The following is a 15,785-nucleotide window of genomic DNA, read 5'->3' on the forward strand; positions in this document are numbered from 1 at the left end:
TCAGCTGTTCCGCCGCGCCAGATATTGCCAGAGGATGCCGCGCTGGATTTCGTTGGTGCCGGCATAGATCGAACCGGCGCGGTCGTTGAGATATTTGGGGAAGGCTTTCGCCGCCCACGCCGGGCCAACGCCCAGACCGTCTGCAGGCGCGGCGAAACCGGGCACCGGACCGCCGGGCAGGGTGAGGTGCGGCTGATAGGCTTCCACCCAGGGCAGGGCGGCTTCCACTTCCAGTTCGGTGAGCCGCTGGCTCAGTTCGGTGCCAAGGATCTTCAGCGCGCTGGCCATCGGCCCCGGCGCGGCGCCGTTGGACAGGCCGGCATTGAACTGCAGTTCCAGCGCATCCAGCGCCTCGATCTCGGTGCGCAAGGCCGCAATGCGCCCCGGCATCGCTTGGCCGGTTTCGGCGAGGTGCACCACCAGCGTATCGACCCGCTTTACCAAAGACGGCGCATAGGCATGGCCGCCGCGCTCGAATTCCATCAGATATTTGGCCACCGTCCAGCCATCGTCGATCCGGCCGACCGCATTGGCCACCGGCACCCGCACTTCATCGAAGATCACTTCGTTCTGCACATGCTCGCCCGACAGTGAGACGATGGGGCGCACGGACACGCCCGGCGTTTTCATGTCGATCAGCAGGAAGGTGATGCCGAGCTGCGGCTTCTCCAGCCTTGTGGTGCGCACCAGGCAGAAGATCCAGTCCGCATAATGGGCGTGCGTCGTCCAGATCTTGCGGCCAGTGCAGACGAAGTGATCGCCGTCGCGTTCCGCCTTCATCTGCAGCGAGGCGAGGTCCGATCCGCTGTTGGGCTCCGAATAACCCTGGCACCAGAATTCATCGCCGGCCAGCATCGGCGGCAGGAAGCGGCGCTTCTGTTCCTCGGTGCCATAATGCAGCAGCACCGGCCCGCACATGCCCAGCCCCATCGGGGAGAGTGGCGGCGCGCCGGCTTCGGTGGTTTCGCGGGCGAAGATGTAGCGGCGCGCCACGCTCCAGTCGCAGCCGCCGGCCTCCACTGGCCAGCTTGGCGCCACCCAGCCCTTGGCATGCAGTTTCTTCTGCCAGGCCAGCGCCACATCGGGCGGCGCATAGACGCTGGTCATGCCGGCGGCGGCCATCTTGAGTTCGGGCGTCAGTTCGGCGGCGAGGAAGGCCCGCACCTCGTCACGAAAAGCCAGATCGTCTGCGCTCCAGGCCAATTGCATCGCCGTTCTCCCTGGGCGCACTCTGGCCCGCAAGGCGGTGTAGCGAAACCGGCGCTTTGGGGAGGCGCGTCAGAAGGCGGCGGGCGTTTTCGCATCCTGCAGCGTCACGCCCAGCCGGGCGGCCACGGCCGGCGCAATGGCGCGCATGTCGATCACGCCCAGATCGCGGCCAGCGGTGATGCCGGGGCCATTGGCGATCAGGCTGGCGCGCATCGCCGGCACATCGGGGAAATAACCGTGCATGCCCCTGGTTGCGGTGGGCTCACCCTGCACGCCATCCAGCTTGCCGCCCATCAGCCAGCCCGGCTGGCAATTCACCCAGAAGGCGGCATCGGCACTTCCGCCGGCTACCGCAATGGCGGCTGCATCCAGCACGCGCTCAATGCCAGCGGCGGGATCGGCGGCCACCTCGGCCAGCACAGCGGCGACCTTGGCTTTCAAGGCGGCATCATCGGGCCGGGCCAGACGGATGGCGGCGCTGCCACCGGCGGTCCACGGGATGGCATCCCAGCTGGCGATGGCGTTGCCGTTCAGCCGGATCAGCCCGGCCTTGATGAACGGCACGAACAAATTGGTGGTGCGAGCGGTTGGTGCAAAGCCATGATCGGAGACGACCACCACCGTCGTTTGCGGGTTGATGGCGCGGGCCGCAGCGACCAGCTGGCCCACGGCGGCATCGATCCGCACCAGCACGGCACGCGCAGCGGGCGAATCCGGCCCGGCTTCATGCTGTTCATGATCAAAACCGGTGAGATAGACGGTGGCGAAATCCGGCTTCACCCGGCGCAACAGGGCAATGGCCTGGGCGGTGCGGCCTTCGTCGCCGGCGATGCTTTCGTCCTTGCCGGTGGGGTAGGGGCCGGCTTCGGCAAGTGGCAGGCCGGGGGTGGCTAGGGCGGCCATCAACTTGTCGTCATCGGGCAGGCCGGTGCGCCAGATCTGCGGCAGGTTGGCGGTGAGGCCAGTCACGCCAACGCTCACTGGCCAATGGACGTTCACCACCTTCTGCCCAGCGCGGCTGGCGGCCTGCCACAGCGTATCGGCCTTGATGTCGCTGGCATACCAGTACCAGCCGTCGGCATTGCCGCGCAGCGGATCGAACGTGAGGTTGTTGGCAATGCCGTGCCGGCGTGGGGTGGCGCCGGTGATCAGTGTGGTGTGGCTGGGGTAGGTGACGGTGGGCAGCACGCCGGTCACCGCTGCGCTGGTGCCGCCCGCTGCCAGCCCGCGCAGGGCGGGCAGATCGAGGCCGTTGTCGCGGCGCTGCCATTCCTGTGGGCGCAGGCCATCGATGGCGATCATCAGCACCGGCGGCCCGGCAGCGGCGGGCAGGGCAAACAGGGCGATAGTGAGGGCGAGGATGCGTTTCATACGCCTGCCATGCCCACGCCGTGTTGCAGGCGTGTGACCTATTCCCAGTCGCGCACGCGCAGGCCGGCTTCGAACATGCCGCGCGCGCGCAGACGGGGGCTAAGGAAATCGTAGAAGAACCAGTCCTTCACCGCATAGGGGGTGAGGGCATAGAGCAGCCGTTCGGTGAGATTCCAGCGCACATGGCCCTTCACCTGGCGGCGCGGCGCCGGCCAGCAGACATGATCGGCGGCGTGGGTGAGGCGGCCCTGTTTCAGCACGCGGTGGATCAATTCATGATCGTACAGCACGAACGGCCAGTCATCGCTCTTGGGGCCACCGGCCGCCACCAGTGGCGCAATGCGGAAAGCCTGTCCGAAGGTGCCGGTGTGGCCCTGGCCGCTCAAGAGATTGGCGGTGAGCGCCATGCGGTGCCGGACGATGCGGTTCTTGGGGCTGTCGTAGGGGCCATAGATGTCGAAGGCCTGGACACCCACGATGCGCTGGTCCGTACCGAGCAGTGCATCGGCGCGGCTGATGTAATGCGGCGGGTAGAAGGTATCGGCATCCCAGAAGGCGATGTTTTCGGCGCCCAACTCCTGCGCGATGGCAAGGCCGCGACGCAGGGCAAAGGTGTGGCCCTGGTTGGTTTCGGTCACCAGCATGGCGCGCGGATTGCCGGCGATGGCATCGGCGACGATTTGCGGGCTGGCATCGGTGGAGGCATTGTCCACGCACACCAGCATGATGTCGTCGCGATCCTGCGCCAGCGCGCACTGCACGGTGGGCGCGATATAGTTCGCCTCGTTGTAGAAGGCGATGACGACAAACCATTTGGGGCGGAAAGCGGTGGCCATGGCCGCTGCCTTACGGCGGCGATGCTTGACCGGCAAGCCATCGCCCGGCACGGCTGTTGCCGATGCTTTCGAACGCTGATCTGGCGCGGCTGGTGATGCCGCTGGCCATCGGCCTGTTGATCGGGCTGGAACGCGGCTGGCGCCAACCCCGCAGCCAGCCGGAGCTGGCGCCGTGGAGCGATGATTTCGCTTCGGTGCTGCCCGTCCTGCGCTGGCGCAGTGATTGACGGGGCGATTGATGGCCACACGGGTTGATTGGCAGGCCCCGTGCCATTAGGGGTGGAGCCCATGGCGCGCACCCCCTCCCATCCGGCTCTTGCAGACGGCGCGCACCCGTTTCCGCATGAACATCTGCTCGGCATCGCGCACTTGAAACCGTGGGAAATCGCCTTCCTGCTCGATGAAGCCGAACAATGGGTGGAGATGAACCGCGCCCGCACGGCCAAGCGCGATGATCGTCTGGCCGGCCTCACCCAGATCAACGCCTTCTTCGAAAATTCCACCCGCACGCTGCTCAGCTTCGAAATCGCCGGCAAGCGGCTGGGGGCAGACGTGGTCAATCTCGGCGTCTCCGGCTCCAGCCTTAAGAAGGGCGAGACCCTGCTCGATACCGCGCTGACGCTGAACGCCATGCATCCTGACATGATCGTGATCCGCCACGGATCGTCGGGCGCGGTGCAGCTTATTTCGGAAAAGGTCGATTGCCCGGTCTTGAATGCCGGCGATGGCCGCCACGAACACCCCACCCAGGCGCTGCTCGACGCGCTCACCATCCGCCGCCGCAAGGGCCGCATCGCCGGGCTGCGCGTGGCGATCTGCGGCGATATCCTGCACAGCCGCGTTGCCCGTTCCAATTTCCAGCTGCTGGCCAGCCTGGGCGCCGAAGTGCGCGCCGTGGCCCCGTCCACCCTGCTGCCCGACGGGCTTGATGGCTATGCCGTGCAAAGCTTCACCGACATGGATGCCGGCCTCGCCGGCGCCGACGTGGTGATGATGCTGCGCCTGCAGACGGAGCGGATGGAGGGCGCCTATGTGCCCAGTCCGAGGGAATATTTCCGCTTCTACGGCCTCACCGAAGCCCGGCTGGCCAAGGCCGCGCCCGATGTGCTGGTGATGCATCCCGGCCCGATGAACCGCGGCGTGGAGATCGACGGGGCGATTGCCGACGATATCGCCCGCAGCGCCGTCACCGAACAGGTGGAAATGGGCGTGGCGGTGCGCATGGCCTGCCTTGATGTGTTGACCCGCAAGCGGCGCGGTGTGGAGGGCTGGGCATGATGCAAAGCGCCCCCCTCGCGCTCACCGGCGCCCGCGTCATCTGCCCGGCAACCGGGCATGACGCGATTGCCACTATCCTGCTGAAGGACCGCAAGGTTGCCGGCATCGGTCATGCCGAACCGCCATCGGATGCCACGGTGATCGATGCGCGTGGGTTGGTGGTCGCGCCGGGGATCATCGATGCCGGCGTGTTCAAGGCCGATACCGCTGCGGCGAACGCGGGCGGCATCACCCGCATGGTGCTGATGCCCGATCAGTCGCCACCCCTGGATGAGCCGGCGCTGGTCGCCTATGCCCAAGGCTCGGGCAAGCCGGACGTGTGGGTGCACCCGCTCGCCGCCGCGACGCGCGGGCTGAACGGCGCGGAACTGGCCGAAATCGGCCTGGCCAAGGCCGCCGGCGCCGTGGGCGTTGCCACCGGCCGCCACGCCATTGCCGATGCCCGCGTCATGCACCGGCTGCTCGCCTATGCCCACGGCCACGGCCTGACAGTGGTGAGCCATGCGGAAGATCCCGCGCTGACCGCTGGTGCCGTCGCCACGGCCGGCGAATATGCGACGCGGCTGGGCTTGGCCGCCGCGCCGGCCTTCGCGGAAAGCCTGGCCATCAGCCGCGATTGCCGGCTCGCTGAAGCCACCGGCGCCGCGCTGCACATCCGTCAGGTCACCACTGCCGAAGGGCTCGCTGTGCTCGCCGCTGCCCGCGCGCGCGGCGTGGATGTGACGGCCGGCATCACGCCCGCCCACCTGTTCCTCAACGATATGGCCGTTTCCGGCTTCCGCAGTTTTGCCCGCCTGTCCCCGCCGCTGCGCGATGAGCGCGACCGGCTGGCGGCGATCGAGGGCATCCGCGCCGGTCTGATCACCATAATCTCTTCAGGCCATGATCCGCAAAGCCAGGAAGACAAGCGCCAGCCCTTCGCCGATGCCCGCGCCGGGATGGCTGGCGCCGAAACCCTGCTGGCGCTGGGCCTTGGCCTTGTGCGCGATGGTGTGATCGATTTGCCGCGCCTGGTGGCCATGCTCAGCCTCAATCCGGCCCGCCGCTTTGGGCTCATCGCCGGAACGCTGCAACTGGGCGCACCTGCGGACCTTGTGGTCTTTGATGAAGCTGCCCCCTGGCGTATCGACGGACGGAAATTTCACGGAGCCGGCAATACGCCTTTTGATGGTGTGCCAACCGCCGGCATCGTGCGCATGACAATCAAAGGTGGAGACGTGGTTTGGCGGGTGTAAGGATCATTGGCGCCCTGCTGGTGCTGGCCCTAGTGGCCGGCGATCCTGCGCTCGCCGCCCGCAAGAAGAAGGGCAAGAAAAAGCGTGCCAGCCGCCCGGCCGCTGCCGCACCTGCCCGCGCCACGCCGCCGCCGCCATCTGTGCGCCAGGGCGTTGAACTGTGGCGCGCCAGCAAGTGGGATGCCGCCGTTTCCATGTGGCAGCCGTTTGCGGAAAACGGCGATGCCGATGCCATGTTCAATATGGGCCAGGCTTATAAACTCGGCCGCGGTGTCGCGCTCGACAAGACCACCGCCGGCGACTGGTATCGCCGCGCCGCCGTGAAGGGCCATCTGCCCGCGCAGGCCAATCTGGGCATCTTGTTGTTCCAGGCCACCGAAAAGGCCGAAGCCGTGCGCTGGCTGAAGGCCGCCGCCGATCGCGGCGAAATGCGCGCCCAATATGTGCTCGGCATCGTACACTGGAACGGCGATGGCGCGGTGAAATCTTTGCCGCTGGCTTATGCCTATCTGGTGCGCGCCGCCGCGCAAGGCCTGCCCGAAGCCACCAAGGCGCTGAATGAACTTTCCCAGGTGATCCAGTCGCTCGATCGCGCGAACGGCTGGCAGATCGCCACATCGCTCGCCAACGGCAGCGGCATCCCGGCGCAGTTCCAGCCCGGCATACAGCCGCCGCCGATGATGGCCGTCACCACGCCGCCACCGGCGATCGTGGTCGCCAGTGCGCCAGCAGCGGCTTTCGGCACCAGCACTGCCGGTCTGAACGCCGCGGCGCTGAAAGCCGCCGAAGCCGATGCCGGCGAAGGCGACACCGAAGAGGCGCAAGATTCAGCGCCCGCTGCCGCCGAACCGATGCGCCAACCCGCCCCGGCCGCCAGCACGCCGCCGCTGGCGCCGCCCACCGCCCGGCCCAACCGTGCTGCCGAAGCTGCCGCGGAAAAGAAAGCCGCCGCCGCTGAAGCCGCTGCTGAAAAACGCGCCGCCGAAAGGAAACTGGCCGCCAAGAAGGCCGCTGAGCCGAAGGAAACCGGCTGGCGCATCCAGCTCGGCACCTACCCCAGCCAGAAAACCGCCATGCAGGCCTGGACCAAGCTCGCCGCCGCAAACAAGAAGTCGACCAAGGGCCTGCGCCCGACGATCGGCAAATTCGGCAGCAACTATCGCCTGCAGGTCGGCCCGTTCCCCACCCGCGACGAAGCCCGCGACGGCTGCAAGACGCTGGAAATCGGCAAGAACGGCTGCTTCGCCCTCAACATCGATTAAACAGCGCGCCGCCGGTTACGCTGCCGGCAGATCCTTCGCCAACCGGTCGCGCAGTTCGCGCCGCAGGAACTTGCCGCTGGCATTGCGCGGCAGCGCTTCGGCCATGAACCAGACGTGGCGCGGCACCTTGTAGTTGGAGATCAGGCTGCCGACAAAGCTGCGCAGCGCCGCGTCATCAAGGCTTTCACCGGGCTTCAGCACCACGGCCACGGCCACTTCCTCGCCCAGCCGGTGATCGGGGACGCCGAACACGCAGCATTCGGCCACCGCAGGATGGCGGTAGATGGCGGCTTCGACCTCGGCGCAATAAACATTCTCGCCGCCGCGCAGCACCATGTCCTTCTTGCGATCGACGATGAAGATGAAGCCGTCTTCATCGATGCGGGCGATGTCGCCGGTGTGCAGCCAGCCATCGGTGATTGAAGCCGCCGTTGCTTCCGGGCGGTTGATATAGCCCTTGATGACGGCGGCGCCCTTCACCCACAGCTCGCCGATTTCGCCCGGCGCCACAGTGTTGCCGGCATCATCAACGCATTTGGCCTCATAGGCGGGCATGGCGGGCCCGGCACTGTCCGGCTTGTCGACAAAGAAATCGCCGGAGACCGACGTGATGATCCCGCAGGTCTCGGTCATGCCGTAACCGGTGCTTGGCCGGGCGCTGGCCACATTGTCCTCGATCTTGTGAACCAGATCGGGCGGCACCTGTGCACCGCCGCCCGACATCGCCGTCAGGCTCGACATGTCGGTGGTGCCGAAATCCGGGTGGTAAATCAGTTCGCGCGCCATTACCGGCACGCCGCCGATGGAGGTGACGCGTTCCTGGGCGATGATGCGCAGCGCTTCGCCAGCGTCCCAGCGGTACATCAGCACGATGGTGCCGCCGGCCGCGGTCGTCGCATAGGCACCGCAATTGTTGGCGGTGACATGGAACAGCGGCGTCGTCAGCAGCGAGACGGGTACCGGCGCCACGGCAGGCGGCTCCACCCCGGTGGCGAGCTGCACCGCCCGCGCCGTCGATGCGCCGGCATAGAGCATGTTGAACAAATTGGTGATGCAGCCACGATGGGTGAGCTGCGCGCCCTTGGGAAAGCCGGTGGTGCCCGAGGTGTAGAAGATGCAGGCATCGGCATCGGGATCGATTTGCACCTGTGGCATGGCACCGCCGTGCGCCAGCACATCGGTAAACGGCGTCACCCCCGGCTCCGGCCCGCGCAGCCGCACCCCGATGAGCATCAGGCCGGCCGGCGGCGCGGCGATTTCGTGCATGCGGTCGAGCCGCTCGGCATCGAGGAACACGGCCTTGGGCGCCGAGTCCGCCAGTGCATAGGCCATTTCCTCGGGCGTCCACCAGGCGTTCATGCCGACAACGGCGATGCCGCAAGACACACAGGCCCAATAGATCAGCATCCATTCGGGATAGTTGCGCATGGCAATCGCCACCCGGTCGCCGGGCCCGATGCCCTGCGCCGCCAGCCAGGCTGCGATGGCGTCCACGCGGGCATGGGCTTGGCGGTAGGTCAGCCGCTCCTCGCCATAGACCAGGTAGGTGCGGTCGGCGAACGCGTGCGTTGATTGCCACAGCGCGCGCACATCGGGCAGCGCATGGCGATAGGCCCGCACCTGGATGCCATTGACGTTGACATGAGCGATCTCGAACGCGCCCCCGGGCCCCGTCAGCTCGTCGCGCGCCTGCGCCAGTTCCGTGTAGTGCATGGCTCTCCCCAGACCATAGTGTTTGGCCGAGAGTGATACACGCGATCCGGCGCGCGGAAAGCTATCTAGAGCCAGCGGAAGCGCCATCGCCAGCAGCACCCGCCCTGTCACAGCCGGTGACAGCAAGAAAGCCGCCAAAGGCCTGCGGCTGATGCCCGACACGGGGTCGGGCCGACCCCGCCGGTTTCACGATCGAGCCGATTCAGCAAAATCAAAAAGGTTCCATAATTATAAGTAAAAATATTTTTTCTATACAATGGAACCAAATAGATTTTCGTGTATCTGCTCTATATAGGAACGATATGTTCATTATCAGAATCAAAAAAGTGTAAAGAGATTTTACACTTTACAAATTGACGAAATATTCGGTTTCAATCTTTATAGTGCGTTAACCATTAATATTCGATTGGCACGATATTTGCATGGAGTTTAGTGGCGCTGGACAAGGATGCGGTCGTTTCCGGCCGAATTTTTTCGTTCTGGCACCATTTCATGGAGTGAAGTGCATGTTGAAATCTCCACGCCTCGCATTGGCCACGGTCTTTGCCGTGGTCGGGCTCTCCGCCGCGCCGGCCCAAGCGGTGCTCACGACCTTCGCCAATTTCACCGGTATCAATTCCGTGTCCGGCGTTCGTTTCCAGAACAGCGCTCCCGACGATGTCAGCGGCGCCACCGGCTCGCTGTACACCATTGATCCTCTGACGAATGTGCCGGGCTCCCGCCTGGACAACTTTTCGTTCCTGCTGCCGGCGCTTGCCGCGTCCATCACCAATGTCACGGCATCGTTGACGTTGCTGTCCAGCACGGCGTCGCCGGCCCAGACTGTCGGTGGCTTCACCCTCCAGCCCGGCCTCGCTGGCGGCTTCTCGTTCCTGTCGACCAGCGCAATCTCGGTCGGCGGGACCAACTACGCTGCTGGCGCGAACCTGCTCTCGGGCACGTTCACCGATGTCAGCATCGCGGGGCAGTCCAATGCTTCGGCCGCGGCCTACAACGGTTCGACCGGCGGTGGTTCGACCATCTTGTTCACGTCGGATTTCGTGAGCTTCGTGCCCAATAGCGACTTTGACATGTCGATTTCGCTGACCTCGCTGGCGCCGCTGTTGTTCGCTAACCCGGGCGCCGCTTTGCGTTCGTTCGAAGCCTACAGCACCGGCAGCTTCTCCAGTGACCCGGCAGCGATCGTCGTCGGCGGCGTTCCTGAACCGTCGGTCTGGGCCATGCTGATCGCCGGCTTCGGCCTCGTCGGCTTCCAGGCCCGTCGTCGCCGCATTGCGGCACTGGCCACCACTGCCTGATCCTGCCGGGCGGCGCCAAAACACCGCCCACAGGTTCAAGCGCGCCTTTCGGCGGCAGGCCTTTCAGCCTGCCGCCGATTGGCGTTCAAGGGCCCTTGCCGCCGGAGCCGGGAACCTCAGTTCAAGATCAGGCGGCGGCCCTTGCCGCCAGCCCCGGCCATTTCGCCCACAGCGCCGTCCGGCGGGTTGCGACTTCACCGCGCGCCTTGTCCTTCACCGGGCCGAACCCGCGTACGTCCATCGGCAGTTTGGCGATGGCGATGGCGAGGCCGATGTTGGCGGGGTTCACGTCGGTGCAGAGGCGATCGACGTCGGCCTCAAACGCCGCGATGTCGGCGCGTTCGTGGCGGCGTTCTTCGCTGTAGCCGAAGATGTCGAGCTTGCTGCCGCGCAGGCCCTTGAACTTGGCCAACACGCCGAACGCCTTGAAGATCCATGGGCCGAAACTGATCTTCTTCGGGCGGCCGGTGGCGGGATCGGTGCGAGTGATCAGCGGCGGGGCCAGCAGCACGCGCGGTTTGCCGCCGGAGAATTGGGCGGAATATGCCGCTTCGAAACGGCCGTCGCTGTACAGGCGGGCGACTTCATATTCGTCCTTGTAGGCCATCAGCTTGTAGAGGCTCTTGGCGACCGCTTCGGCAAAGGCGTCGCCGCCGGCAGTGCGGGCCTTGTCCACTTGCGCACGGAAGCGCGCGGCGTAGGCGGCGTCTTGATAAAGGATCAGGTCGGCTTCGCGGCGGGCGATCATCTCGTCCAGCGTGGTGGCGGGCGGTTCCGGCTGGGGCCCGCGCGTGGCTTCAACGAGCGCCAGCACCTGATCGGGGCGGGTGGCGAGCAGGCGGCCCAGCGCAAAGGCCTTCTTGTTGAAGGGGATGGCGACGCCGTTCAGATCAATCGCGGCCTCGATGCTCTCGCGCTTCAGCGGGATCAGGCCCTTCTGCCAGGCATAGCCCATCAGCAGGATGTTGCTGCCGATGGCATCACCCAACAGCGCCGTGGCCACCGTATCGGCGGCGATGAAATCGCAGGCGTTGGGGTTGCTGGCCTTGCGGATGGTGCGTTCCACCTGCGCGCTGTGGAAATCGAAATCGCGGTTGCGCACGAAATCGGATGTGGGCGCGATATCGGCGTTGGCGATCACGGCGGTGCGTTCCGGCACCATCAGCGTCTGGGTCGGCTTGTCGGCCGCGACCACGGCATCGCAGGCCAGCACGACATCGGCGCTGCCGGCCATGATGCGCGGGGAGAGGAGATCATCGTTGGACCCGGCGATGCGGACATGGCTGTAAACCGCGCCGCCCTTCTGGGCGAGGCCGGCCATATCGGCGGTGGTGCTGGCCAGACCTTCGATATGGGCGGCGGTGCCGAGCAGGGCCGAGACGGTGAGCACACCGGTGCCGCCGATGCCGGTGACCATGATGTTATAGCCATGGCCGGGGGCCGGGATGACCGGATCGGCAACGCCATCAAGGGAGAACTCCGCCTTGGATTTCTTCACGTCGGCATCATCCACCGTGACGAAGCTGGGGCAGAAGCCTTTGACGCAGCTGTAATCTTTGTTGCAGCTTGATTGGTTGATGCGGCGCTTGCGGCCGAATTCGGTTTCCAGCGGCTCAACCGAGACGCAGTTGGACTGCACCGAACAATCGCCGCAGCCTTCGCACACGGCCGGGTTGATGAAGACGCGGCGGGCCGGATCGACCAGCTGCTTGCGCTTGCGGCGGCGGCGCTTTTCGGCGGCGCAGGTCTGATCGAAGATGATCACCGTGCAACCCGGCGTGGCGGCGAATTCCTGGGAGATATTCTCCAGTTCGCCGCGATCGAGCAGGCGCACGGCGGGCGGGATGGCGACGCCCCCCTTTGCCTTGTCGTAGCGATCAAGGTCCTCGGTGAGGATCACCACCTTCTTGGCATGTTCGGCCAGCATCTGCGCGGCGATCTGGTCCACGCCCAGTTCGCCGTCATGCTTCTGCCCGCCGGTCATGGCGACGGCGTCGTTGTAGAGGATCTTGTAGGTGATGTTCACACCCGCCGCGATCGACTGGCGGATGGCGAGCAGGCCGGAGTGGAAATAGGTGCCGTCGCCCAGATTGGCGAAGACGTGCTTTTCACCGACGAACGGCGCTTCGCCCACCCAGGTCACGCCTTCGCCGCCCATCTGGGTGAAGGTTTCGGCGCGGTCCATCCATAGCGCCATGATGTGGCAGCCGATGCCGGCCAGGGCGCGCTGGCCTTCCGGCGCCTTGGTGGAGGTGTTGTGCGGGCAGCCGGAGCAGAAATAGGGGCTGCGCTTGACCGGGGTGATGTGCGCGGCGGATTTGCCGGCCTGATCGCGGAAGAAGGCGAGTGCGCTGCGGATCCGGTCGGTGTCGTGGAAATGCTGCAGGCGCGCCGCGATCACGTGGGCGATGACGCCCGGCGAAAGTTCATTGTCCGGGCTGAGCAGCCATTCGCCGCTCTCGTCATGCTTTCCAACGACGCGCGGGCGCACGGACTCGCGCCAGTTATACAGCTGCCATTTCAGCTGATGTTCGACGAATTCGCGCTTTTCCTCGATCACGAGGACTTCATCCAGGCCTTCGGCAAAGGCGCGCATGCCATCGGGCTCCAGCGGCCACGGCATGCCGACCTTGTAGACCTTCAGGCCAATGTCCGCAGCGACGCGCGCATCAATGCCGAGTTCGTCCAGCGCTTCCATCGTGTCGGCAAAGGCCTTGCCGGTGGAAACGATGCCGATGCGGGGCTTGGGCGAATCCCACACCACCCGGTCAATGCCGTTGGCCTTGGCAAAGGCCATGGCGGCAAAGCCCTTGTAACGTTGCAGGCGGGTATCTTCCTCGCGCCAGATGTCGCCGGGGCGGATGTGGACGCCGCCATCGGGGAATTCAAATTGCGGGATGATGATGGAACGGTTCTCGTGCGCCAGATCGACGGTGGCACTGGTTTCCACCGTATCGGCGGTCGCCTTGAAGCCGACCCAGGTGCCGGCAAAGCGGCTCATGGCGATGCCCAGCAGGCCATATTCGACGAATTCATGCACCGACGCGGGCGCCAGGAACGGCACGAAGGCCGCCTGGAAGTTATGGTCGCTCTGGTGGGGCAGGGTGGAGGATTTGGCGCCGTGATCATCGCCCACGATAGCGAGCACGCCGCCATGCGCCGACGTGCCGGCGGCGTTGCCGTGTTTCAGCACGTCCATGGCGCGATCGAGGCCGGGGCCCTTGCCGTACCAGATGCCGAAGACGCCATCGCGCTGCGCCGACGGGTTGAGCGCAACGTGCTGGCTGCCCCAGACGGCGGTGGCGCCCAGTTCTTCGTTCACGCCGGGAACGAAGTGGATATCCTGTTCCTTCAGCCACTTCTTGGCGCGCCAAAGCTCCTGATCATAACCGCCCAGCGGCGAGCCGCGATAACCGGAAATGAAACCGCCGGTGTTCAGCCCGGCGGCGGTGTCGCGCCATTTCTGCACCAGCGGCAACCGCACCAGCGCCTGCACGCCCGACATGAACACGCGGCCTTCGCGGAAGCGATATTTGTCTTCGAGGCTGACAGGCGGTAGACCGGCGACCATGGCTGAGGCTCTTTGTGCATGTGCAAGATGGGTCAATAGTACTGACCTTTCTTGCGTCGCGCAAGCGGTAGCTCTGTGCCGGCGGGCGTGCAGCAGATCGCCGATAGCACACTGGCCGCCGCGCCGGGCCAGCTGGGCGATCCGGCCGGCGGCCAGGTTCAGGTGAAGGCCCCAGCCGGCCACTATCGCATCACCGCCCGGCTGGCGCGGCCGTGGGCGCCGGACCAGCCGGTGAAGACGGTCGAGATCGATCTCGTGATGCGCTGAGCTGCTCTCTCAGCTCAGCCCTTCGATCCGGCCTTGCGCATCGAGGTGGATGCCGATGGCCGACGGCAGCTTTGGCAGGCCGGGCATGGTGGCGATTTCGCCGGCGAGCGCGACGATGAAGCCGGCGCCGGCGGCCAGCCGCAGTTCGCGGATGGGCAGGTCGTGCCCGAACACGGCGCCGCGCACCTTCTCGTCCGCGGTGAAGCTGTAGGGCGTCTTGGCGAGGCAAACCGGCAGATTGGCCAGGCCTTCGTGGCGCAGCGCGGCGAGCTGCTTCTGCGCGGCCGGCGACAGGGTGACCTGGGCGGCGCGGTGGATGCGGGTGGCCACAATGGTGAGCGCGTCATACACGTCGGTGCCGGTGGCATAGAGCGGGGTGAAAGCGGCATGGGGCTCCGTGTTGGCGTCGGCCAGTGCGGCGACGCTGCGGGCCAATTCCTCCGCACCGGCCGGGCCGTCCGCCCAGTGGCTGCACAGGTGGGCGGCGACCCCCAGCGTGTCGCGGCAGTGGGTGAGCACCTGCTGCTGCTCTTCTGGCCGATCGTTGCTGAAGGCGTTGATGGCCACGGCAACCGGCAGGCCCAACGACTGCAGATTTTCGACATGGCGGGCTATCACTTCGAGGCCGCGATCAACGGCGTGTGGATCGGCGGTGCCGAGATCGGCCAGCGCCATGCCGCCATGATATTTGAGCGCACGCACCGTCGCCACCACCACGGCGACGGCCGGGGCGAGGCCGGCGGAGCGGCACTTGATATGGGCGAATTTCTCTGCCCCCAGATCAGCGCCGAAGCCGGCTTCGGTGACGGCGAATTCCCCCAGCGCCAGCGCGGTGCGGGTGGCGATCACCGAATTGCAGCCGTGAGCGATGTTGGCGAACGGCCCGCCGTGGATGAGGGCAGGGGAGCCGTGGATCGACTGCACCAGATTGGGCTGCATGGCATCAAGCAGCAACGCCGCCATGGCGCCGGCCGCGCCGATGTCACCGGCCGTCACCGGACTTCCGGCCATGTCTTTCGCCACCCGGATGCGGGCGAGGCGGGCCTGAAGATCGGCCACATCGTCAGCGAGGCACAGGATCGCCATCACTTCTGATGCAACCGTGATGTCGAACCCGGTTTCGCGCAGCGGGTGGTTACCGGTGCCCATGCCGGACACGATCTGCCTGAGGGCGCGATCGTTCATGTCCAACACGCGCCGCCAGGTGACGGTCCGTGGGTTGATGGCGGCGCCCGTTGCCATCGGTGTTCCGAAATGCACCGCATTGTCGATCATCGCGGCGAGCAGATTATGGGCCGAGGTGATGGCGTGGAAATCGCCGGTGAAGTGCAGGTTGATCTTCTCCATCGGCAGCACCTGCGCCTGGCCGCCGCCGGTGGCGCCGCCCTTGCGGCCGAACACGGGGCCCAGCGACGGCTCGCGCAGCGCGATCACCGCGCGGCGGCCGATGCGGTTGAGGGCATCGGCGAGACCCACGGTTGTGGTGGTTTTGCCTTCCCCCGCCGGCGTTGGATTGACGGCGGTCACCAGAATCAGCTTGCCGCCAGCCGCCGGAACACCGCCGCCAGCCACCGGATCACGGCCGGCCACCGCCGGCAGCGCTTTGGCCGCAATTTTGGCAATAAAATGCCCGTGCGGTTCGATGTCGGTTTCCGCCAGCCCCAGCCCAGCCGCGATCGCCCGGATGGGGCGCAATGTCGCTGCCCGCGCAATTTCAATGTCCGTTGCCATGATTTCCCGCCATA

12 protein-coding genes are annotated in these 15,785 nt (G+C 66.0%); 6 read left to right on the forward strand and 6 right to left on the reverse strand.

Annotation, left to right across the window (positions count from 1 at the left end; translation table 11 throughout):
* The 3 genes from G566_RS0109865 to G566_RS14130 form a co-directional block, all read right to left on the reverse strand.
* Positions 1 to 1,209 (reverse strand): acyl-CoA dehydrogenase family protein, encoded by a 1,209-nt coding sequence (locus G566_RS0109865; protein ID WP_022680510.1) that lies wholly within the window; start codon positions 1,207 to 1,209, stop codon positions 1 to 3.
* 69 nt (positions 1,210 to 1,278) lie between these two features.
* Positions 1,279 to 2,580, reverse strand: a complete 1,302-nt coding sequence (locus G566_RS0109870) for an alkaline phosphatase family protein (RefSeq protein WP_022680511.1) — start codon at positions 2,578 to 2,580, stop codon at positions 1,279 to 1,281.
* A gap of 38 nt (positions 2,581 to 2,618) precedes the next feature.
* Positions 2,619 to 3,416: a glycosyltransferase family 2 protein gene (locus G566_RS14130; protein ID WP_022680512.1), complete on the reverse strand. Its 798-nt coding sequence runs from the start codon at positions 3,414 to 3,416 to the stop codon at positions 2,619 to 2,621.
* Positions 3,417 to 3,478: 62 nt separating this feature from the next.
* On the opposite strand from G566_RS14130, the gene G566_RS15420 reads away from it, so the two are divergent.
* The 4 genes from G566_RS15420 to G566_RS14845 all read left to right on the forward strand — a co-directional run bounded on the left by G566_RS15420 (position 3,479) and on the right by G566_RS14845 (position 7,191).
* Positions 3,479 to 3,643 carry an MgtC/SapB family protein gene (locus tag G566_RS15420; RefSeq protein ID WP_022680513.1) on the forward strand — a complete coding sequence of 55 codons (165 nt, stop codon included), beginning with the start codon at positions 3,479 to 3,481 and terminating at the stop codon, positions 3,641 to 3,643.
* 61 nt (positions 3,644 to 3,704) lie between these two features.
* Complete coding sequence (locus G566_RS0109885) at positions 3,705 to 4,694, forward strand: aspartate carbamoyltransferase catalytic subunit (protein WP_022680514.1); 990 nt, start codon at positions 3,705 to 3,707, stop codon at positions 4,692 to 4,694.
* Positions 4,694 to 5,929 (forward strand): dihydroorotase, encoded by a 1,236-nt coding sequence (locus tag G566_RS0109890; RefSeq protein ID WP_029131521.1) that lies wholly within the window; start codon positions 4,694 to 4,696, stop codon positions 5,927 to 5,929. The genes G566_RS0109885 and G566_RS0109890 overlap by 1 nt, the downstream gene beginning before the upstream one ends.
* Positions 5,917 to 7,191 (forward strand): SPOR domain-containing protein, encoded by a 1,275-nt coding sequence (locus tag G566_RS14845; protein ID WP_156874493.1) that lies wholly within the window; start codon positions 5,917 to 5,919, stop codon positions 7,189 to 7,191. Before G566_RS0109890 ends, G566_RS14845 begins: the two co-directional genes overlap by 13 nt.
* Positions 7,192 to 7,206: 15 nt before the next feature.
* Here G566_RS14845 and G566_RS0109900 read toward each other — a convergent pair whose 3' ends face one another.
* Entirely contained in the window at positions 7,207 to 8,904 is a 1,698-nt protein-coding gene (locus G566_RS0109900) for a class I adenylate-forming enzyme family protein (protein WP_022680517.1), read from the reverse strand.
* Positions 8,905 to 9,410: 506 nt separating this feature from the next.
* On the opposite strand from G566_RS0109900, the gene G566_RS0109905 reads away from it, so the two are divergent.
* Complete coding sequence (locus G566_RS0109905; RefSeq protein ID WP_022680518.1) at positions 9,411 to 10,202, forward strand: PEPxxWA-CTERM sorting domain-containing protein; 792 nt, start codon at positions 9,411 to 9,413, stop codon at positions 10,200 to 10,202.
* A 127-nt stretch (positions 10,203 to 10,329) separates the two neighbouring features.
* Here the strand turns inward: G566_RS0109905 and G566_RS0109910 are convergent, their stop codons facing one another.
* A complete protein-coding gene (locus G566_RS0109910; RefSeq protein WP_022680519.1) occupies positions 10,330 to 13,773 on the reverse strand; it encodes an indolepyruvate ferredoxin oxidoreductase family protein in 3,444 nt (1,147 codons plus the stop codon).
* Positions 13,774 to 13,860: 87 nt separating this feature from the next.
* Here G566_RS0109910 and G566_RS0109915 point away from each other — a divergent pair, with 87 nt between their 5' ends.
* On the forward strand, positions 13,861 to 14,040 hold the full coding sequence (locus tag G566_RS0109915) for a hypothetical protein (protein ID WP_029131523.1): 180 nt from the start codon (positions 13,861 to 13,863) through the stop codon (positions 14,038 to 14,040).
* Positions 14,041 to 14,049: 9 nt separating this feature from the next.
* On the opposite strand, the gene G566_RS0109920 is transcribed toward G566_RS0109915, so the two are convergent.
* Positions 14,050 to 15,771 carry a formate--tetrahydrofolate ligase gene (locus G566_RS0109920; protein ID WP_022680521.1) on the reverse strand — a complete coding sequence of 574 codons (1,722 nt, stop codon included), beginning with the start codon at positions 15,769 to 15,771 and terminating at the stop codon, positions 14,050 to 14,052.
* Between the last annotated feature and the right edge of the window lie 14 nt (positions 15,772 to 15,785).

Origin of the sequence: Sandarakinorhabdus limnophila DSM 17366 (genome assembly GCF_000420765.1) — a bacterium.
Lineage (GTDB): Bacteria > Pseudomonadota > Alphaproteobacteria > Sphingomonadales > Sphingomonadaceae > Sandarakinorhabdus > Sandarakinorhabdus limnophila.